A 19,023-nucleotide genomic window follows, 5' to 3' on the forward strand; every position below is an offset into this window, starting at 1 on the left:
CCGCTGGATGCTTGCCCAAGTCCCCACCCGCTTTTGGAGGATAGGGGTGGGATGGTTTTAGTCGAGGTAGCTGGCAGCGTTTGCAGCGGCAACCTCGGACTTGAACTTGGCCAGAAGCTCACCGGCACGGGCGTCCATGTTCTCTGCCACATGGGCTTCAAACGCAGGCTGGGCGGCACCGGCCATAGCGGCACGCTGTTCATCAGACAAAGCGGTCACTTCGATTTTGTCCATCAGGCCAGCCAGGCCACGATCGGACGCTTCGATGATGCGAGACAGGCCACGGCTTGCGGCCACACAGTTTTCCGCAGCGGTGTGGATGGTGGCACGCTCGCTGTCGCTCAGGCCTTCATAAAACGCGCGGTTGATCATGAAGGTGTATGGCGAGAACAGGTGGTTGGTCAGGGTCATGTGCTTTTGCACTTCGGCGAAGTTGGCAAAAGAAATGATTGGCACCGGGTTCATCTGGCCGTCGATTACGCCGGTTTGCAGGCCGGAGTAGACTTCGCCCCAGGACAATGGATAGGCTTCTGCCCCTAGAGACTGCATGATCTTCTGGTGGGATGGCAGGGTCATGGTGCGGATGCGGATGCCTTCGAAGTCTTTCAGATCCGCAATTGGACGCTTGGAGTTGGTCACTGCAAAGAAGCCACCGGTGTCCGGGAAGCCCAGAACAACAACGTCGCCTAGCTCTGCTTCGATGTCTGCAGCCAACTCTTTGCCGAAGTCACCGTCGAATACTTCGTAGGTGGAGGCGTTGCCATTGAAGGCAAATGGCAGGTTCAGCACGTCGATACGTGGGTAGTAGCTGGCCAGCGCGCCGGTGGAGGTCAGGGTGGCCTGGATGATGCCATCGCGGACCTGCTGCACGTGCTCTGCGGCGGAGCCAAGTTGGTTGGAGCCGAAGACTTCGACAGACACAGAGCCGTTGGTGTCCGCTGTTACGATGTTGGAGAACACGGCGGTACAGGCGTGGGCCGGGTTTTCAAACGGATCGGTTTTGTTGTCGTGGCCAAATTTGATCACGCCGCCAGCGGATGCGCTGGTCGCCGATACTGTCGCGGCAATTGCCAGACCTTGGATAAGAGTTTTCATGGGTTCCTCCCGTTGGGTTTAGTTATTGGTGGTTATTGAGCAAAGCCGAGCATTCGGGGCAGCCAGAGAGCGGCGTCTTCCCAGAAGGCAAAGGCAAATAGGATGGCGACCTCGGCGAGCAGGAACGGGAACAGCTTGATCGAGATGCGTTCCAGTTTTTCGCCGGTGACCGAGGATAAGACAAAGAGGCAGGCGCCAACCGGTGGCGTCATCAGTGAGATGTTGAGCGCCAGGACAAAGATGATGCCTGCGTGGATCGGCTCGAGACCAACCTGTTCCGTGAGTGGGACCAGCACCGGGGCCAGAATGATCAGGATGGCGGTGATGTCCATGACCATGCCGACCAGCAAAAGCAGGCCGACGATGATGGCGATGACAGCGTAGCGGTTGTCTGATAGGCCCAGCACGGTTTCGGCCAGCAGCTGTGGGATGCGCTCAAAGCTCATCCACCAGCCCAAGATGCCGGCAAAGGCGATGATGACAAAAATCACTCCGGTGATGCGGGCGGTGCGCACCAGCATGCCGTAGAAGCCTTTGATGGTCAGAGTGCGGTAGACAAAGACGCCAATGAACACCGCATAGGCCACGGCAATGGAGGCCGCTTCAGTGGGGGTCACAACGCCACCCAGAATGCCGCCGAGGATGATGACGGGCATGGCGAGCGCCGTGAGGGACGAGACAAACGTGTCCCAGACTTCGCGCGGCGTGGCGCCGCGCACCGCTTTGGGCAGGTTTTCGCGTTTGCCGCCAATGGCAATGACGCTCATGCAGACCAGGCAGATCACCAGGCCGGGCAAGACACCTGCTGCAAACAGGCCGGCGATCGAGACGCCCATCAAGGAGCCATAGACCACCATCAGGCCCGAAGGCGGAATGGTGGGGCCAATGATGGAGCCAGCGGCGGTGACGGCGCAGGCGTAGTCACGCTTGTAGCCTTCTTTGACCATCGCGGGGACAAGGGTGCGGCCAAAGGCGGCGGCGTCTGCGGTGGCGGAGCCGGTAAGGCCAGCAAAGAAGACCGAGGCAAGCATATTGGTGTGGGCTAGGCCGCCGCGGAAGCGACCGACGAGAACTTGGGCTAGCTTCACCAGGCGGTTGGTTATGCCGATGTCGTTCATGATTTCACCGGCGAGGATGAAAAACGGCATCGCGAGGAAGGGGAAAATATTCAGTCCGTTGAAGACCTTGCTTGGACCTACAGCAAGGAACTGTGTTCCGGCCATGTCGATGAGGCCAACCACACCTGCCAGGCCAATGGCAAAGCCGATGGGCATGCCAAATAGGATCAGGGTCACAAAGGCAATGGCGACAATCATGAGGTTTCCTCCTCGAGGTGGTCAGAGAAGGGCGGGTTGTCGATGTGGGTGCCAAGGTCGCGGATCAACACGAGAGCGAGCTGCAGTGAGGACAGAAAAGCAGCGACAGGAATGGCGGCATAAAAGGGCGCAAGGCTGACGCCGAAGATCATCGCCTGACGCGGGGCGCCGGATTGTGTGAAGGCGATGCCGTACCACGCGACGTAGAGAAACAGCGCCAGCGCCAGCAGGTCCATGGCGATTAGCATCGTGCGGCGCAAAGGGTAGGGCAGCACCATGATGAAAGCGGTCAGGCCGATGTGGTCGCGTCGGGCAATGCCGGAGGACACGGCCAGCATCGCGGCCCAGATCATCAGATAGCGGGCCAGCGTCTCGGGCCAGGGCAGTTGCCAATGAAAGAAGTAGCGGTCGATCACCCCCAGCCACACATCGAGGACCAAGGCGAGCATAAGTGCCGCAACAATAGCCTCAACGATGGTGTTGATTTTCGCGCTGGCAGATTCTGCCCAGTGACGCATCGGCCCCCTCCCATGGATCGACATGTGTACTTTAGGTACGTATATTTTCGAAATAGGCGGGCAATCAAGCAGTTTTTGTTACTTAAGTACACGATTTGACGAATATTGCCGTAACTAAAGGGAGAAATTTGGAGCGTTTGACGTGAAAATGTATCTGAATTACACATCGTTGGAGTGAAATGTGAGGCGACCGTGACCGAGAAAACCCCCGAATCAGGCCTGGAAGACTTGCCCCCAAAGAAGGGGCGGACAGGCGCCGGAGATGTGATTTCCGCTTTGCATCACCATGACGGAAAGCTGGCGACGCAGGAGCAGAAAGTCGCGGACTATGTGAAGGCGCATCTGGAAGATGTGAGCTCGATGAATATTGCCGATCTTGCAGCGCATTGTGAGGTGAGCACACCCACGGTGATCCGGTTTTGCCGGACGTTGGGCTGTGATGGATTTCGGGAGTTCAAACTGCGGTTGGCGCAGAACCTGGCGGTCAGTCGGCAGTATCTTTCTCCAGACCCGCTGCCGGATGCGGCGCGGGGAGATACGGTTGTTGATCAGATTTTGGGGGCGCTGTTTGCCGCGACCAACACGATGCGCCATCAGATCGAGCCTGAAGTGTTGGACCGCGCAAAAGAGGCGCTGTTGAATACGCAGCACCTTTTGTTTGCGGGGATTGGCGGCGGTTCGTCCAATGTGTCGCAAGAGGCGGCGAACCGGTTTTTCCGTCTTGGTATTCCGTCGGTCTCCACCAGCGACAGCTATATTCTGCAAATGCGGGCGGCGACGTTGAAGGCGGGAGATGTGCTGTTTTTGATTTCTGCGAGCGGTGAGGCGGATGCCATTGTTGGGGCGGCGGAAATTGCCGGCGGCTATGGCGCGACAACTATCTGCATCACCAAGCCGAACACGCGGCTGGCCAATGCTTGCACGATCCCGATTGTGGTGGACTTGCCGGAGGATCGGGACATCCACAAACCCACGGCCTCGCGCTACGTACATATGATTTTGGTGGATGCGCTGGCGATGGCGGTGGCGCAGGGCATGGCGTCGGAGACCACGGAGAACTTACGTCGTATTCGGGCGTCTCTGACGGCTTATCACGGTCGGACCGGACCGCAGCCTTTGGGTGACTAAGCCGTAGATTGAAAAAGCCCCCAACCGATGGCTGGGGGCTTTTTTGTTACAGGCGTGGCATCACCTCAGCCAATGCGGCAAAACGCTCAAAGGATTTGTTTTCCGCTTCACTCCACCCCGCTTCGGCAATGGCGTTCAGGCGTGGATAAATCATGTGGTTGCGACGCTCCAACGTGGTGAGGTGTTCGCTCCACATGCAGCCTTGAACCCCTTTGAGACGCCCCTGAAGCGCGGCGTCGCCGTTGTCCGCTTCAAAGGCATAAGTTTTGTCCAATGGGGTGAACCCCGCCCAGCTTGCGCCCGGCGCGTACCAGGCATCCGAGAGTGCCATATCGAGGTAGTAGGCCTGACCCGGTGTGCTGACCACATCGTAGCCATCGTTGGCCAGTTCGGCCGTTTTTTCCACGGTGGTCCAGGCAAACAGCAGGCTCTTCTCTGGGTCCAGACCGCCGCCATGGGCAACCTCTTCCCAACCGCCGAGCTTGCGGCCGCGATCTGCGAGGAAATCCTGAATTTGACGCAGGAAATAGGCCTGAAGTTCGAAGGTGCCTTTGAGACCGGTCTCGCGCATCATGGCCTGGGCTTTGGGCGACTGCATCCAGGCGTTTTCGGCGACTTCGTCCCCGCCAATGTGCACAACCTCAAATGGGAAGATTTCGAGCACCTCTTCGAGAACTTTGGTGGCAAAGGTGTAGGAGCCTTCAATGGCCGGGTTGAGCGCGTTGTTGCCGTAGCCTTGCACCGACCAGTAGCTTTCCGGTTCCTCAGAATCGACCAGCTCCGGCAGCGCGCCAAGCACACAGGCGCAGTGGCCCGGCACGTCAATTTCTGGCATCACCTCGACACCCAGCGTTGCGGCGTGGGCGACCACCTGGCGGGCGTCTTCCTGGGTGTAGAAGCCACCTTGACCAGCAGGATCGGCGCCAAGCTGTGGCAGCACCGGAAGGTCCAGACCGGTGTGTGCGGCGACATCGGTGAGCTGCGGATAAGCTTTGATTTCCAAGCGCCAGCCTTCGTCATCGGTCAGGTGCCAATGGAAGCGGTTCATCTTGTGCCAGGCCATGATGTCCACGTAGCGTAGGACCTGCTCCATTGGATAGATCTGGCGGGAGACATCGAGATGCGCACCGCGCCATTCGTGGCGGGGGGCATCGGAGATTTCGCCAGTGAACGGCACCCCGTAGTTGGCGCTGTCTTGATGGGCGTTGGTCAAGGCCTGAGACAGCGTGATGAGACCATAGAGCAGCCCCTGATTAGTGGCGTGGAATAGCGTAGGCTGACCGTTTTTCCACGTGATGCGGTAGGCCTCCTTCCCAAGCGACGCGTCGGTTGTGATCTGTAGCTGCGGCACGTCGTCTTTTGCCGTCAGAACAAACGGCACTGGCGCGAGAGGGTACAGCCGACGGGTGAGGTCGGCGACATGGGAGACCGCTTGAATGGTGGCAAGATCGCGCTGCGCCACGGCGTAGTGCATGGGAGCGTTGGCGCACCAGTGGCTCACCTCAACTTGGTTGGGTTGTGGCAGCACTCCACAGGACAGGGTCACATTTTCGATTGGCGCGGTTTCGCCAATGGCTTTGGGCGCTTGCAGTTCACTGGCAAAGGCTGGCACCAGCGTGCCGTCTTCCAGAATGACACCGGCAGACTTGGGGCCTTCGTTGGAGTGCTGGGCCGGGCGCGTGAGGCTGTGTTCGGTGAATCGCCAGGTTTCGCCGGGGTTCAGTACAAAGCCTGACTCAGAGGCGTATTCGTGGAAGTTGGCCTGACGCCGAACAAGTGTCGCGCCGGTGCAGCGTGATGGGCGCAGGGTGCGCACCAGGGTGGTGTAAATCAGGCGTGGGTTGGTGACTGGGGTGTCGCCGCAGTTGGTCAGTGCAAACTCCATGGCGCCGTCTTTTGCGTGCCAGAGGCTGTCGAGGTGGAAGTGCATTTCTATCGTCCTGTTGGTTGGATGACTAAGACAGTGTCAAAAGAGGTCACGCAAGCGCGTTGGCAAAGACGCCTTGTTCGGAGCCGGGGATCACAACGGCGGCGCAGGTTTGCTGGTAAAACTCGACCGGTCCGGCCTGACCGATCACGCCATATGCAAAACCATCGGCGCGCAGACGGTGCAAGGCGGCCAGAAGGAGTGCCTTGCCGATGCCCGAACCGCGGGCTTCGGGGGCTACGCCGGTGGGGCCGAAGAAACCGCGGCAGGTGACATCGTAGCAGGCAAAACCGAGCAGGGTCGCCCCTTCGGTTGCGATCAACACCCGGGCAGGTCGAGCGGCCAGCGCCACGGTGCATTCGTCCACCCATTTGGCGCCAAAATGCTTGGCGACAAAGGCCAGAAGCACATGGGATTCAAACGGCAGCGCTGGGCGCAGGTTGATGCCTTCAGGCACATGAGGCTCCGGCGGTAGACTGTAGAGAGGCACCAGCAGATCAGGCATGGGCCGGGACCGCATGTTCGGCAATGACATGGCCGGGGCTGATCTCGCGCAAGGCGTTTACAGGGTGTGCGCTGGTCTCGCGCACCACTTTGGCTTGGGCAGCAAAGCCCGCATCGCCGCCTGTCAGACGCAAGGCGGGGTCCGGCACCGCCGCGCGCAGGAGCTTGGTGTAGCCATGCTGTGGGTTGCCAACGACCTGAGATGTAGGGCCCTTCTCGACCACCTGCCCTCGGAACATCACGGCGGTGTCCTCAGCCAGATATTCGGCGGTGGCGATGTCGTGGGTGATGTACAGGATCGACAGGCCGTATTCAGATTTGAGACGCTGCATCAGACCCAGGACGGATTTACGGATGGATACATCCAACATCGAGGTCGGCTCGTCCGCCACGATCAGGCGGGCTTTCACAGCCAGGGCGCGGGCGAAGTTCACACGCTGGCGTTGACCGCCGGAAAGTTCGTGGGGGAATTTGTCCGGGGTGGAGACCGGGTCCAGTTCCACGTCTTCCAGAATAGACCGCAGTGCGGGTTCCGGGTCGACCTCTGGCTGATGCAAAGCCAATGCGCGCAGCAAGTGGTGACGGATGGTGTGGGCCGGGTTAAGCGCGGAAAACGGATCCTGGAAGACCATTTGCACCGCTTGGCGATAGCGCATTTGATCTGCTTTGGATGTCATAGCGGCGATGTCCTGCCCTTCAAACAGGATGCGGCCTGCGGTGGGGCTGTGTACCCCGACGATCATCTTGCCAACGGTGCTTTTACCGGAGCCACTTTCGCCGACCAAGGCAAGGGCGCGGCCGGGCAGGAGGTCGAGTGACACATTACGCAGCGCGTCGACCACCGAGGCGCGGCCGAAGACCGGGCGCACGGTGAAGGTTTTGCTCAGATTGTCGAGGCTGAGGATTGGGGTGTCAGACGGCATGGGCCATTCCTTCCGGGCGCTGGGCGAGGAGCGGCATCGCATCCCATAGGCTGCGGGTGTAGTCGTGTGCCGGTGCGGTCACGATTTGCGACGCGGTGCCTATTTCGACAATCTTGCCTTCCCGCATGATGCCGATGCGGTCCGAAATCTGGGCCATAAGGGCAATGTCGTGCGTGATGAACAACACGGAAAAGCCGAGCTCGTCCTTGAGGCGCAGCACCTCTTGCAGGATTTCGCGTTGCACCACCACATCGAGCGCGGTGGTGGGTTCGTCCATGATGATCAGCTTGGGTTTGAGCGTGAGGGCCAAAGCCAGCGCCACACGCTGGCGCATGCCACCGGAGAGTTGATGTGGGTGGGCGTGCATACGGTCAGCAGGGATGCCGACCATCTCGAGCATCTCAGCGGTGCGCTCTTGTGCCTGCGCTTTGGTCACGGTGCCATGGGCGCGCAACATGTCATAGAACTGCCGGAAGATGGTCATTACCGGGCTGAGAGAGTTCATTGCGCTTTGGAACACCATGGAGACCTCGGACCAACGCCAGGCGCGCAGTTCTTTGTCGCCAAAGGAGAGCACATCACGGCCTTCAAACAGGATGTGACCATTGCGGACCAAAGCGGGCGGTTTGTGCAAACGCATGAGAGCATAAGCGACTGTGCTTTTGCCACAGCCTGACTCCCCGGCGAGGCCAAGGATTTCATTGGGCTGGATCTCAAAAGAGATGTCGCGCACCGCGGTGAACGGCTCCCCGCTGGTCAGATAGTCAATGCGCAGGTCTTTGACGGAAAGAAGGGCGCTCATTGGTTGGCCTCCTGCATGCGTTGACGGGTCAGGCGTTTCTCGATGCGCAGAGCTTTGGCGACGTTGCCGAGGGTGCGCATGCGCGGATTGGCGATCTCATCCACACCAAAGTTCATCAGCGACAGGCCGATGCCGATCAGGACAATAGCGGCACAGGGGGCCAGCACTTCCCACCAGGCGCCCACCATAATGGCGGAGGCGGTTTGCGCGTTGTAGAGCATGGTGCCCCAAGAGGTGGCGAGCGGGCTGCCAAGACCCAGGAACTCTAGTGTTGCTTCGGTGATGATGGTGAAGATCACGGAGCCAATGAAATTGAATCCAATGATCGACAGCAAGTTTGGCAACATTTCCACCAAGATCATGCGCCATGTTGGCTCGCCGATCATCGCGGAGGCCTGGATGAAGTCGCGGGTTTTGAGGGACATAGCTTGCGCGCGGGTGACGCGTGCGCCCCAGGCCCAGGAGGTTAGGCCGATGATCAGGGCAATGGCCCAGGGGCCAACCTGCCCAAGGAACGCGGCCAGAACCAACAGCAAAGGCAGTTGCGGCAGAACCAACACAACGTTGGTCAGGAAGTTCAGGACATCGTCGACCCAACCGCCAAAATAAGCAGCGGTGATGCCGATGGCGGTGCCGATGGCAGTCACGATGAGGCCGGCAACGATACCCACCATAAGCGAAGTGCGGGTGCCCCAGATCAGCTGGCTAAACACGTCGCGGCCCATGCGCGTGGTGCCGAGCCAATGTTCTGCTGACGGTGCCTGGTGTGGGCGGCCAACGCGGGCCACGGGGTCAAACGGCGCGATGAGGGGCGCAAAGATCGCAATTGCCACGTAGATCAAGACAATGGTCAGACCGATGGCGGCTTTGCGGTTGCGCAAGAAGGTGCGGAGAAGATCAGACATCAGGCCCTCTTCAATCGGGGATCAAGGAAGACATAGGCCAAGTCTACCGCGAGGTTCGCGAGCAGCATGGCAAGTGTCATGATGAGCAACTGGCCCTGGATCAGCGGGAAATCACGCCCGACAATACCGAGGTACAGGAGGTTGCCGACGCCGGGGTAGTTGAACACCACTTCGGTGATAAGCGAGCCGCCAAACAGGGCGCCAAAGCTGAGTGCCAGAGCGGTCACAGAGGGCAGTAGCGCGTTGCGGGCAGCATAGGCGTAGCGCACGCGGGCATCGCTCAGACCTTTGGCTTCGGCCATGGCCAGATAGTCTTCGCCAAGCTGGCCAATCATATTGTTGCGCATGGTGATCAAGTAGCCACCAATCAACACAACGCTCAGAGTCACGACCGGCAGGAAGCCATGGTAGAAAACCGAGGAGATGAACTCCCAGCTCCAGGCCGGGTCAAGACTTGGGTTGAAGGCGTAAGAGGTTGGGAAGACGCGGTTTTGCACCGCAAGAAAGTAGAGACCACAGAGGGCCACAACCACCGCCGGCACGGATTGTAGCGCCAGCGCGGTTGGCGAGGCGATCACGTCGGTGAGCTGTCCGCGGCGCCAGGCGGCCAGGATGCCGAGAAGCGTGCCGATGGAAAAGGAAATCAACAGCGCAGAGCCGGTGAGGAACAGGGTCCAGGGCAGGGCCTGCATCAGTACATCTGCTACAGGCATTGGGTAGAACTTGATCGATAGGCCGAAGTCCCAGGTGAAGATTGAGCCAAGGTAGGCAAAATACTGTTCATGCAGGGGGGCGTCGATGAAGCCGAAGGTTGCCATCAGCGCGTCGCGGGCCTCAGGCGCAATCATGCCGCCGGAGTTGGCTAGCATGATGTCGGCGGGGTTGCCGGGCAACATGCGCGGGATCATGAAGTTGAAGGTCGCAGCCACCAGAAAAGCCACGCCGTAGAAGCCGAGCCGCTTCAATAGAAAACGCATCAGGTCAAACCATCTGTCGAGAGGGAAGTGTCGTGCCAAAAGCGGGGCCACTCACGGTGTGAGCGGCCCCGAAGGTAGGGAAAGCTTCACTCAGCTGGCCGCAGGTTCAGCAGGTGGACCAGGCGAGCCGGGTTGGTCTTGTGAACCACCGGGTTGGCCACCGGATTGTCCGCATTGAAGAAGCCGGTGAAACGCTTGGTGTTGTACTGATACCAGCGGGGATTGTTGAAGACATACGCCAGTGGCACATCTTCCCCTACGATGGTTTGCACCTCAGCCATGATTTCCATCTGCTTTTCGGTGTCGCTGGTCTGGGTGAACTTATCCAGAAGATCGCTCAGCTCATCGTTGTAGTAGCGCGACGCTGCGAAGCGGGATTTGGCCTGGTTGTTCTTGTGCAGCGAGTCCAGATACTGGTTGAACGGGGTTGCACCGACACGAACCGAGTTGATGGCCATGTCGTACTCACCGGTGATGAGCTTTTCCGTCCAAACTGCGGCTTCAGGTGTGGCAACGCTGGCTTTGATGCCGGCCGCGTTCAGGCCTTCCACGGCGATCTGACAGCTGTTGACCCAGTCAGTCCAACCGTTTGGCACGATGACTTCGAGATCGATCTGTTCGCCGTCTGGTGTTTCGACAAAGCCGTCACCGTCGATGTCTTTGAAGCCCGCTTCGGCCAGCAGAGCTTTGGCGCCGTCGATGTCATATTGGGTGAAGCCACCGAACTTTTCGTCGACTTCCGCGTTGTTCCAGGCGTGGAACGCGCGGCCCAGACCGGAGGGGTACTGGTTGATGGTTGGATAGCCGTAGCCGGCGATTTCCACCATGGCTTCGCGGTCAAATGCCATCGACACGGCGCGGCGGAAGTTCACGTCGTTGAACGCCGCTTTGTCACCCGCTTCAGGCGCTTCGAAGTTCATGTAGAAGGCCACTAGCGAGCCACCAGGCAGCCAGTAACGGTGGTTCTCAGGATCTTTCGCAACGTAGGTGTTGTCGATGTCCGGCAGGAAGGAGCCCATCCAGTCCAACTCACCATTGGCAGCTGCGGCCAGCGCTTGATCGTTGTTGGCGATCTGCGGGAAGCGCATGCAGTCCACTTTCAGGCTGTCAGCATCCCAGTAGTTGGCATTGCGACACTGGGTGTATTCCTGTGGGGTAAAGCGGCGGATTTCGGTCAGCGGACCGGAGCCGACAGGGGTCGGGTTGGTGAAGGTCACAGGATCATCAACACCGCTCCAGACGTGCTCAGGCACAATTGGCACGCGCACGATTTGGTACATCGCCTGGCTGGAGGGGGTGGCGAGGTTGAAGCGCACGGTCTTGTCGTCGAGTTTCTCAACGCCAGACAGCATCTGCGCCATGCCAACACTGTCCAGAGCCGGGTTGCTCAGGGCCAGGTCGAAGGATTTGATCACGTCGTCGGCGGTGAAGGCTTCGCCGTCAGACCACTTCACGCCATCGCGCAGGGTAACGGTGATGGAGCCAAGGTCGTCGGCGTAGTCAAACGCGGTTGCCAAGCGGTAGATCGGCTTGCCGCCGTCCAGCGCGTTGAAGATGATCAGCGGTTCATACATGAAATGCATGACGGAAGGTGCGGCGGTGGTCTGGTTGAATGGGTTGAAGTTCTCCACCCATGCAGTGACCTGATCCGGCAGCGCAGTCAGGACGGTCTCTTCGGCCTGAGCAGTGGTTGTCCAGAGCGCAACCGAAGCGAGCAGCCCGGCAGTAGCCTTAAATTTCATTTTTGTTTCTCCCTGTGCAGGCGGGTTGTCCCGCCTCATGTCTGTCCGCGTCATGCCTCGTATCGAGGGGCCATGATGCAAATCATGGTTGCATTTGGTCTCCTCACCAAACGCCACGGATGTTGCGCATTGAAATCCCCCCGTCCGAAGGAATGGCACCAGAAAAATCGGCAATTTCGTCAAAACACAGTTTGATCTCCGCTTGCGGCCATTAAAAATCCATCTCTTTCAGGTTGTTAGGATTCCTACCTGCGCAAAAAATCTTTACGAATTTCAGTTTGCACCCTTGTTTCGACTTTGGTCAAACCGCAGGATCAGTTGCAGCGAAATCAGCAATTTCGGAGTTACAGTGCCACTACAGGGAATTCGCGCGCGCCTGCTTGTCACCTTTCTCCTTGCGTCTGTGCTGCCATTGGCGCTCGGCGGCTTGGTTTTTTATCGACTTGTCAATCAGACCATCACAACCGAAACCTTTGAGAAGGTGGCCTTTGCGCGGGACGCCAAGGCCAGTGAGATTGCGCAATATGTGACCTATGCCAGCCGGCAGGCGGAAAACCTCGCGCAGTCGGCAAACGTGCGCTACTCGGTTGGGGAATTCTACGGTTTCAGCCATGCGCTGCGGCAGATGGACGGCACGCCAGAGGAAGCGGGCGCGCAACTTCGCAGCATCTTTGGCGTCGACAGTGCTGCAGGCAATCGGGCTGAAGAAGAGATCGAAGACCAGTTGCTGCGCGAGGCTTTGGAGTATTCCAACACGCACCGTCGGTTTCATCGAGACTTTGAAGAGTTCCTGCGGGAGGCGGAGTTTGACAATTTGTACCTCGCTGACCGTCACGGGCAAGTGGTCTATTCGGTCTACAAAGATGCCTATTTGGGGCGGCCGCTCAATCAGCGTGTAATTGGGTTGGGGCAGGCCTACTACAAAGTGACCACCGGCGCGGGCTTTGAGCCCGTGTTTCAGGATTTCGCGGTGGACGCTATCACCGGAGAGCTGGCCGCCTATCTGGCCGTGCCGGTGCGGCTTCATGGCAGCCACCGTGGCGCGATGATCTTGCGGATACCGCCCAACAGCCTTGAGGCGCTGGTGACGGAAAGTGATGCGGATGTGTCTGTGTTGTCCTCGGGCGGCATTGTGATTGCCTCCAATGGCGGCCCTGCCGCAGGCGGCCCGGTAAAGATGCCCAAGCAAATGACGGGTTTGGATGGTGTGGCGGTGTTGGAGGCTGGATTGTCGGGCGGGGCGACGCTGTCGGCCTGGCGGGTGCTGGAAGACCCGTTCCCACAGTGGACGGTGGTGGCCGAAACCAGCAGGGATGCCGCTTTCAAGAACAGTGAACGCTTGCGGGAAACCTTGTTGGCAATCGGCGCAGTCGCAACGGCCATTTTGTCCATTTTGTCGTTTGTGTTTTCCAATGCCATCACGCGACCAGTGCGCCGCATGTCAGAAGCTGCCAGTGCTGTGGCGACGGGCAGTTTGAATGATGCGCTGCCGGAATATGATCGACCGGTGGAGTATGCGCGGTTGTCACGTGCGGTGAACCAAATGCGGCGGGCGTTGCGCGATCAATTGGACCTCATCCGCGACAAGAATGACGAGTTGCAAGAGAAGCTACGCGAGATCGGTGAGAAAAACGCTGAGCTGGAAGAGGCGGACCGGATGAAGGACCGGTTTTTGGCCAATACTTCCCATGAGCTGCGCACGCCGCTCAACGGGATTATTGGTATTCTGGAAACGCTGGAAGGCGGGGCGATGGGCGAGATGCTGCCCGCGCAGGCCAGCCAGCTGCGGTTGATCACATTTAGCGCGCGGCGGTTGTCCCGGTTGGTGGATGATCTGTTGGACATCTATCGCATTCGCGAGGGGCGGATGCGTATGGATTTGCAGCCTGTTGATGTGTCCCATGCGGCGCATAGTGTGGTGCAGTTGTTGCAACCGACGTTTCAAGTGGATCCGGCCAAGTTTCAAATTGATCTGCCGGAGGATCTGCCGGCTGTGTATGCCGATCCGGTTAGGTTTGAGCAGATCCTGTTCAATCTGTTGTCCAATGCGGTGAAGTATGGCGGTGGCAGTGATGTGGAAATCACGGCAGCGGTCTCGACTGCGGATCAGTTGGTGGTGTGCATTCGTGATCACGGGCCGGGCATTGCGGCGGACAGCATGGAGCGCATCTTCCACCCGTTAGAGCAACTGACGCCGGATGGATCGGGGCAGGCGACAGGCACAGGCTTGGGGCTGACCATCGCGCGCCACCTGGCTGATATGATGTCCGGTAGTATCGAAGTGTCCAGTACCCCCGGTGAGGGCGCCGAGTTTCGCGTGATCCTGCCGGTAACGGATCAAGCGCCGGTTGCGGTGTCGGAGGATTTGCTGCCAGCTGAATTTGTCACGGCCGCGGCACCACAGCCCGCTGTTGAAAAGGTGGAGACGGCCGCGCCGGAGGGATCGCCTTTGATTTTGGCGGTGGATGACGAGCCGATCAATTTGCAGGTTTTGCAGAACCTGCTGGTACCACAGGGCTATCGGGTGATGACTGCACACAACGGGTCGGAAGCATTGCGCAGTGTCGCCAAAGAGCGTCCGGACTTGATTGTGCTGGATGTGATGATGACCGGGCTGAGCGGGCTGGATGTTGCGCGGGATTTGCGGCGGCGGCACCGTCTGCATGAGCTGCCGATTATCCTGCTGACAGCGCGGGGTCGCACCAGCGACATGCTGGCTGGGTTTGATGCCGGGGCGAATGACTACGTGGTGAAGCCTTTTGCAAAGGACGAGTTGCTCAGCCGTATTCGCACGCTTCTGGAGGCGAGCCGCGCGCGCAGTCAGGCGGAGGAAAACCGGGAACTCAAAGAGGAGATCGAACGCCGCATTCAGATTGAAGATGCGTTGCGACTGTCGCAGCGGCGAATGGCGCAGCTGCTTGATACGCTGGAAGACGGTCTGATCTGTGTGAATGCGCGGGGGCTGATCACCTATGCGAACGAGGCGGGGCAGAAGGTACTGGATACACCGGTCGCGGTGAACAAGAGCCGATTGAAAGATGTCCTGCCAGAAGACGTGCTGACGCCTTTGGAGCAGACAGAGGTTGAGGATGAGCCAATCCACATTCAGGTGACATTGCGTGGGCAACCGCATCAGGTGAGCCTGTTTGCGATGTTGCCGGAAGCGGGCGGCGGACGCGCCTTGTTGTTCACACCGGGGCAGGTGCCTCGGGCGCAGTTTGTGAACTCGCTGCGCGATGTTGTGGACACCTCCTTGCCGTCCTTGATGGCGCGGGATGAAGGCGGGGATGAGGCGCAAGGGCCGGGAGATGCGTATCGGGAGGCCATTGTCACCCTGATGTCGGAGTCTCTGGACATCTGGGGCGCGGCCACCGGTAAGAGTAAGATTGATTTTGCCGAAACCAGTGGCATCTGGCGGGTGAACCTGGACAAGACATCGTTGCAGACCCGCACGTTGGACAAGTATTTGCTGATCGAGACTTTGCCGGACAATCCGCGGTGGCGGGATGTGTTGAAGACGGTGAAGTTTGTGCTGGCGCTCAAAGAACGGGCCACGGTTGGTGAGGCCATTGGCGCGCGGTTTGATGCGCTTGAGGTGCGTCTGGAAGAGTTCCGGCTGCTGATGGATCAGAGGGATTAAGCGTTGGATATGGTCTTGGGCGGTTGGGGATTGCGTTTCTCTGCAAAATCTCTATACACCGCCGCCATACATGCGCGTGCAGCCCGCTCAGGCTTGATCTGATTCTCTGAACAAGAGAGCCCGTTCGGGACGTAGCACGCATTTAACCGTACCGAACCAAAAGGTCTCAGATCATGGCAAATTCGCCTCAGGCAAAGAAACGCGCCCGTCAGAACGAGCGTCGTCTTGAAGTTAACAAAGCCCGTCGTTCCCGCATCCGTACCTTCATCCGCAAAGTGGAAGAAGCGATCGAATCCGGCGACAAAGCAGCAGCTTCCACAGCGCTGAAAGCAGCTCAGCCAGAACTGATGCGCGGTGTGTCCAAAGGTGTTTACCACAAGAACACTGCAGCGCGGAAAATGTCCCGCCTGGCAGCACGGGTGAAAGCGCTGGCGTAAGCCTCACTTCACAACGTATTCGGAAAGACGCCGCTGTTTCAGCGGCGTTTTTTTGTGCTCAGCTGTAGGCGATGAAGAGCAGGGCGGCCCCAAGCAGGATGCGGTAGATCACATAGGGTGTGAAGCTGACCGAGCGCAGGAGGCGCATCATCAGCGCCAGCGCCAAGAGGGCGGCAAAGAAGGAAAAGACGGCGGCGATGGCAGCGTCCTTGGCCAAAGCCATATTGGCTTCCTTGATGACATCCAGCGACAGCAGTGCGCCGCTGGCGATGATGGTCGGGATCGACATCAGCATCGCAAGTTTGGCGGCGTCTGAACGGGCGTAGCCGAGTTGGCGTGCGCCGGTGATGGTGATGCCGGAGCGGGAGGTGCCGGGGATCAGGGCGACGGCCTGCCAGAGGCCCATTTTTACGGCGTCCTTGAGAGACCAATCCGCTTCGGTTTTGGTTTGTGGGCCGCGTTGGTCCATCCACCACAGCAAAATCCCAAACAGGATCATGGCCCATCCAATCACGGCGACAGAGCGCATGGCGTCGTTCAGGCCGGTGATTTTGAGCAAGAAGCCGGCAACGATGACAGGGACTGTTGCCACGGTCAAAAGAAAGGCGAGCCGGGCGCCGGGGGTGTCGACGCGACCGGTGAGCATGCGAGGCAATCCGCAGAAGGCCACTTTGGTGTCGCGCCAGAAATAGAGGATCACGGCGCCCAATGTGCCGACGTGCGCCGCGACATCAATGGCGAGCCCCTGGTCAGGGAGCGGGGTCACTTTGGACAGGAGAATCAGGTGCCCGGAAGAGCTCACAGGTAGGAATTCGGTGAGGCCCTGGATGATCGCCACCAGAAAAATGTGAAAAAGAGCCATTTTTGGCAGGATCCTTCGTTGACCGACTCACGTATAATTGGTCAATGATTCAAGGGAAATACAGAATATAAGTCCGAATCGGACCAAAAATTTGGCAATTTTTTGCATTTTCACCACGCCATTTGCCAAAAAACTGAAATATAGGTCAGTATATTTGACTTTTATGTCGGGTGAATATTTTTTAAACACACCGAACCAGAATTAATCAGGAGGCAGCTGACGTGGCTAAGCAACCTATGCTGAAATTTGTGACTGTGGATCGCGACATGCCGGAGAAGCGTGGCGCCACTGTACGCAAGGAAGATTTCAACGAAATCTATGCTGAGTTCGCTAAGGCGAAAGCTGAGGAACAGGCGAGTCGCTGTTCCCAGTGTGGTGTTCCTTACTGTCAGAGCCACTGCCCGCTGCACAACAACATCCCGGATTGGCTGCGCCTGACCGCGACAGGCCGTCTGGAAGAGGCCTATGCGGTTAGCCAGGCGACCAACACTTTCCCGGAAATCTGTGGCCGTATCTGTCCGCAGGACCGTCTGTGTGAGGGTAACTGTGTGATTGAACAGTCAGGCCACGGCACTGTGACCATTGGGTCTGTTGAGAAATACATCACCGATACGGCTTGGGAACAGGGCTGGGTTGAGGCGATCTCCCCGGTTCAGGAGCGTTCCGAGAGCGTTGGCATTATTGGCGCGGGCCCCGGTGGTCTGGCCGCGGCGGACCGTTTGCGCCGTGCGGGTCTGCAAGTGACCATCTATGATCGTTACGACCGTGCGGGTGGGTTGCTGACCTACGGCATCCCAGGATTTAAGCTGGAAAAAGATGTGGTTATGCGCCGCAACAAGCTGCTGGAAGATGGTGGCGTGACCTTCAAGCTGAACTGCAACGTGGGCGAGGACATCTCTTTCCAAGAGATTCGTGACGCGCATGATGCGGTGATCATTGCGACCGGTGTCTATAAGAGCCGTGACCTCGGTGGGCCGGGTGCCGGTGCCAAAGGCATCGTGAAGGCGATTGACTATCTGACCGCCTCCAACCGTCAGAACTTTGGCGATAGCGTGCCAGAGATCGAGAGCGGTGAACTTTTTGCGGAAGGCAAAAAGGTTGTTGTGATTGGTGGCGGTGACACGGCGATGGACTGTGTACGGACCGCGATCCGTCAGGGGGCGGAGAGCGTGAAGTGTCTTTACCGTCGTGACAAAGCCAACATGCCGGGTTCCCAGCGTGAGACACAGAACGCTGAAGAGGAAGGCGTTGAATTTGTGTGGCTTTCCGCGCCGAAAGGCTTCACCGGTGGCGATAGCGTTGAAGGTGTGATGGTCCAAAAAATGCGTCTGGGTCAGCCGGATGCGTCTGGCCGTCAGAGCCCTGAAGTGATCGAAGGTGCGGACTATGTTGAGGACGCGGACCTTGTGATTAAGGCGCTGGGCTTTGAGCCTGAAGATCTGCCAACTCTTTGGGATCAGCCGGAGCTGGAAGTGACCCGCTGGGGCACTGTGAAAGCGCAGTTCACCACCGGTGCAACTGACCTCGAGGGCGTTTATGCCGTGGGTGACATCGTGCGCGGTGCGAGCCTTGTGGTGTGGGCGATCAAAGACGGCCGCGACTGTGCTGATGCAATCCTTGAAAAGCTGGGCGCAACCCCGGCGATGGCTGCGGAATAAGTGTTAATTGGCGCGGTGCCGACGTCCAAAAGGGACGTCGGTATTGCGTCTGTATCACGACTGTTTTGCGACTGTGCAACTTTCGACCAGCGTTTGTTAACGTGACAGAGGTGTTGACCCAATGACGACCAAAACCACATCGACCAAGACCGGCGCATGCCTGTGTGGGGCGGTGCGGTTTGAGTCCGCCAAAGTGCCAGCCGAGGCGGGCATCTGTCATTGTGATCAATGTCGCCGCTGGACCGGTGTCGCGTTGATGGGGGTGACAGTGCCAACCGAGTCGCTCACTTGGACCGGGGCCGAGCATATCGCGCGTCTCCAGAGTTCGGAGTGGGCCGAGCGGGCCTGGTGCAGCAAATGCGGCACCAACCTGTTTTACCGCGTGACTGCGGACAACGAATGGGCCGGTGGCACGGAGATTCCGGTGGGGCTGTTTGATGATCCAAACGGCTTCACGCTTAAGAATGAGATCTTCATCGATCAGAAGCCCGACAGTTTTGGCTTCACCGGTGATGGTCGCAAGGAAATGACCCGGGCGCAATGCATCGCTTTGTTCAGCGATCTTGGGACGACCTGAGGGACAGGCCGC

General features: G+C 58.7%; 16 protein-coding genes. 5 read left to right on the plus strand and 11 right to left on the minus strand.

Features of this window, described 5'->3' with window-relative positions; genetic code table 11:
* Window positions 1-57: 57 nt before the first annotated feature.
* Genes SIB92_RS16235 through SIB92_RS16245 form a run of 3 tightly spaced genes read right to left on the minus strand, consistent with a single transcriptional unit; the run spans window position 58 to window position 2,929 of the window.
* Window positions 58-1,095, minus strand: coding sequence for a DctP family TRAP transporter solute-binding subunit (locus SIB92_RS16235; protein ID WP_412553019.1), 1,038 nt, complete (start codon window positions 1,093-1,095; stop codon window positions 58-60).
* A 32-nt stretch (window positions 1,096-1,127) separates the two neighbouring features.
* A complete protein-coding gene (locus SIB92_RS16240) occupies window positions 1,128-2,411 on the minus strand; it encodes a TRAP transporter large permease (protein ID WP_412553020.1) in 1,284 nt (427 codons plus the stop codon).
* Window positions 2,408-2,929, minus strand: coding sequence for a TRAP transporter small permease (locus tag SIB92_RS16245; RefSeq protein ID WP_412553021.1), 522 nt, complete (start codon window positions 2,927-2,929; stop codon window positions 2,408-2,410). Before SIB92_RS16245 ends, SIB92_RS16240 begins: the two co-directional genes overlap by 4 nt.
* A gap of 192 nt (window positions 2,930-3,121) precedes the next feature.
* On the opposite strand from SIB92_RS16245, the gene SIB92_RS16250 reads away from it, so the two are divergent.
* On the plus strand, window positions 3,122-4,057 hold the full coding sequence (locus SIB92_RS16250) for a MurR/RpiR family transcriptional regulator (protein WP_412553022.1): 936 nt from the start codon (window positions 3,122-3,124) through the stop codon (window positions 4,055-4,057).
* A gap of 46 nt (window positions 4,058-4,103) precedes the next feature.
* On the opposite strand, the gene SIB92_RS16255 is transcribed toward SIB92_RS16250, so the two are convergent.
* From SIB92_RS16255 to SIB92_RS16285, 7 genes are all read right to left on the minus strand, one after another.
* On the minus strand, window positions 4,104-5,987 hold the full coding sequence (locus tag SIB92_RS16255) for a beta-N-acetylhexosaminidase (RefSeq protein ID WP_412553023.1): 1,884 nt from the start codon (window positions 5,985-5,987) through the stop codon (window positions 4,104-4,106).
* Between the two features lie 46 nt (window positions 5,988-6,033).
* On the minus strand, window positions 6,034-6,489 hold the full coding sequence (locus SIB92_RS16260; protein ID WP_412553024.1) for a GNAT family N-acetyltransferase: 456 nt from the start codon (window positions 6,487-6,489) through the stop codon (window positions 6,034-6,036).
* Entirely contained in the window at window positions 6,482-7,411 is a 930-nt protein-coding gene (locus SIB92_RS16265) for an ABC transporter ATP-binding protein (protein ID WP_412553025.1), read from the minus strand. The genes SIB92_RS16260 and SIB92_RS16265 overlap by 8 nt, the downstream gene beginning before the upstream one ends.
* Window positions 7,401-8,213: an ABC transporter ATP-binding protein gene (locus SIB92_RS16270; protein ID WP_412553026.1), complete on the minus strand. Its 813-nt coding sequence runs from the start codon at window positions 8,211-8,213 to the stop codon at window positions 7,401-7,403. Before SIB92_RS16270 ends, SIB92_RS16265 begins: the two co-directional genes overlap by 11 nt.
* Window positions 8,210-9,118, minus strand: coding sequence for an ABC transporter permease (locus SIB92_RS16275; RefSeq protein ID WP_412553027.1), 909 nt, complete (start codon window positions 9,116-9,118; stop codon window positions 8,210-8,212). Before SIB92_RS16275 ends, SIB92_RS16270 begins: the two co-directional genes overlap by 4 nt.
* The gene (locus tag SIB92_RS16280) at window positions 9,118-10,095 is read right to left on the minus strand and encodes an ABC transporter permease (protein WP_412553028.1); all 978 of its coding nucleotides are present in this window, start codon (window positions 10,093-10,095) and stop codon (window positions 9,118-9,120) included. The genes SIB92_RS16275 and SIB92_RS16280 overlap by 1 nt, the downstream gene beginning before the upstream one ends.
* Before the next feature lie 86 nt (window positions 10,096-10,181).
* Window positions 10,182-11,837, minus strand: coding sequence for an ABC transporter substrate-binding protein (locus tag SIB92_RS16285; RefSeq protein ID WP_412553029.1), 1,656 nt, complete (start codon window positions 11,835-11,837; stop codon window positions 10,182-10,184).
* Between the two features lie 427 nt (window positions 11,838-12,264).
* On the opposite strand from SIB92_RS16285, the gene SIB92_RS16290 reads away from it, so the two are divergent.
* On the plus strand, window positions 12,265-15,477 hold the full coding sequence (locus tag SIB92_RS16290) for a response regulator (RefSeq protein ID WP_412553030.1): 3,213 nt from the start codon (window positions 12,265-12,267) through the stop codon (window positions 15,475-15,477).
* Between the two features lie 173 nt (window positions 15,478-15,650).
* On the plus strand, window positions 15,651-15,914 hold the full coding sequence (gene rpsT, locus SIB92_RS16295) for a 30S ribosomal protein S20 (protein WP_412553031.1): 264 nt from the start codon (window positions 15,651-15,653) through the stop codon (window positions 15,912-15,914).
* Window positions 15,915-15,972: 58 nt separating this feature from the next.
* Here rpsT and SIB92_RS16300 read toward each other — a convergent pair whose 3' ends face one another.
* The gene (locus SIB92_RS16300) at window positions 15,973-16,776 is read right to left on the minus strand and encodes an undecaprenyl-diphosphate phosphatase (RefSeq protein ID WP_412553032.1); all 804 of its coding nucleotides are present in this window, start codon (window positions 16,774-16,776) and stop codon (window positions 15,973-15,975) included.
* A 221-nt stretch (window positions 16,777-16,997) separates the two neighbouring features.
* Here SIB92_RS16300 and SIB92_RS16305 point away from each other — a divergent pair, with 221 nt between their 5' ends.
* Entirely contained in the window at window positions 16,998-18,434 is a 1,437-nt protein-coding gene (locus tag SIB92_RS16305; protein WP_412553033.1) for an NAD(P)-dependent oxidoreductase, read from the plus strand.
* A 121-nt stretch (window positions 18,435-18,555) separates the two neighbouring features.
* Window positions 18,556-19,011, plus strand: coding sequence for a GFA family protein (locus SIB92_RS16310; RefSeq protein ID WP_412553034.1), 456 nt, complete (start codon window positions 18,556-18,558; stop codon window positions 19,009-19,011).
* Window positions 19,012-19,023 lie beyond the last annotated feature (12 nt).

The sequence above is a fragment of the Shimia sp. MIT1388 genome, assembly GCF_047124445.1.
In the GTDB taxonomy this organism is placed as follows: domain Bacteria; phylum Pseudomonadota; class Alphaproteobacteria; order Rhodobacterales; family Rhodobacteraceae; genus Shimia.

Excerpts from the sequence above, each read along its gene's own strand:
- SIB92_RS16235 (WP_412553019.1), bottom strand. The coding sequence starts at position 1,095 with ATGAAAACTCTTATCCAAGGTCTGGCAATTGCCGCGACAGTATCGGCG.
- SIB92_RS16240 (WP_412553020.1), bottom strand. The coding sequence starts at position 2,411 with ATGATTGTCGCCATTGCCTTTGTGACCCTGATCCTATTTGGCATGCCC.
- rpsT (WP_412553031.1), top strand. The coding sequence starts at position 15,651 with ATGGCAAATTCGCCTCAGGCAAAGAAACGCGCCCGTCAGAACGAGCGT.
- SIB92_RS16255 (WP_412553023.1), bottom strand. The coding sequence starts at position 5,987 with ATGCACTTCCACCTCGACAGCCTCTGGCACGCAAAAGACGGCGCCATG.
- SIB92_RS16260 (WP_412553024.1), bottom strand. The coding sequence starts at position 6,489 with ATGCCTGATCTGCTGGTGCCTCTCTACAGTCTACCGCCGGAGCCTCAT.
- SIB92_RS16310 (WP_412553034.1), top strand. The coding sequence starts at position 18,556 with ATGACGACCAAAACCACATCGACCAAGACCGGCGCATGCCTGTGTGGG.
- SIB92_RS16265 (WP_412553025.1), bottom strand. The coding sequence starts at position 7,411 with ATGCCGTCTGACACCCCAATCCTCAGCCTCGACAATCTGAGCAAAACC.
- SIB92_RS16275 (WP_412553027.1), bottom strand. The coding sequence starts at position 9,118 with ATGTCTGATCTTCTCCGCACCTTCTTGCGCAACCGCAAAGCCGCCATC.
- SIB92_RS16280 (WP_412553028.1), bottom strand. The coding sequence starts at position 10,095 with ATGCGTTTTCTATTGAAGCGGCTCGGCTTCTACGGCGTGGCTTTTCTG.
- SIB92_RS16245 (WP_412553021.1), bottom strand. The coding sequence starts at position 2,929 with ATGCGTCACTGGGCAGAATCTGCCAGCGCGAAAATCAACACCATCGTT.
- SIB92_RS16270 (WP_412553026.1), bottom strand. The coding sequence starts at position 8,213 with ATGAGCGCCCTTCTTTCCGTCAAAGACCTGCGCATTGACTATCTGACC.
- SIB92_RS16285 (WP_412553029.1), bottom strand. The coding sequence starts at position 11,837 with ATGAAATTTAAGGCTACTGCCGGGCTGCTCGCTTCGGTTGCGCTCTGG.
- SIB92_RS16300 (WP_412553032.1), bottom strand. The coding sequence starts at position 16,776 with ATGGCTCTTTTTCACATTTTTCTGGTGGCGATCATCCAGGGCCTCACC.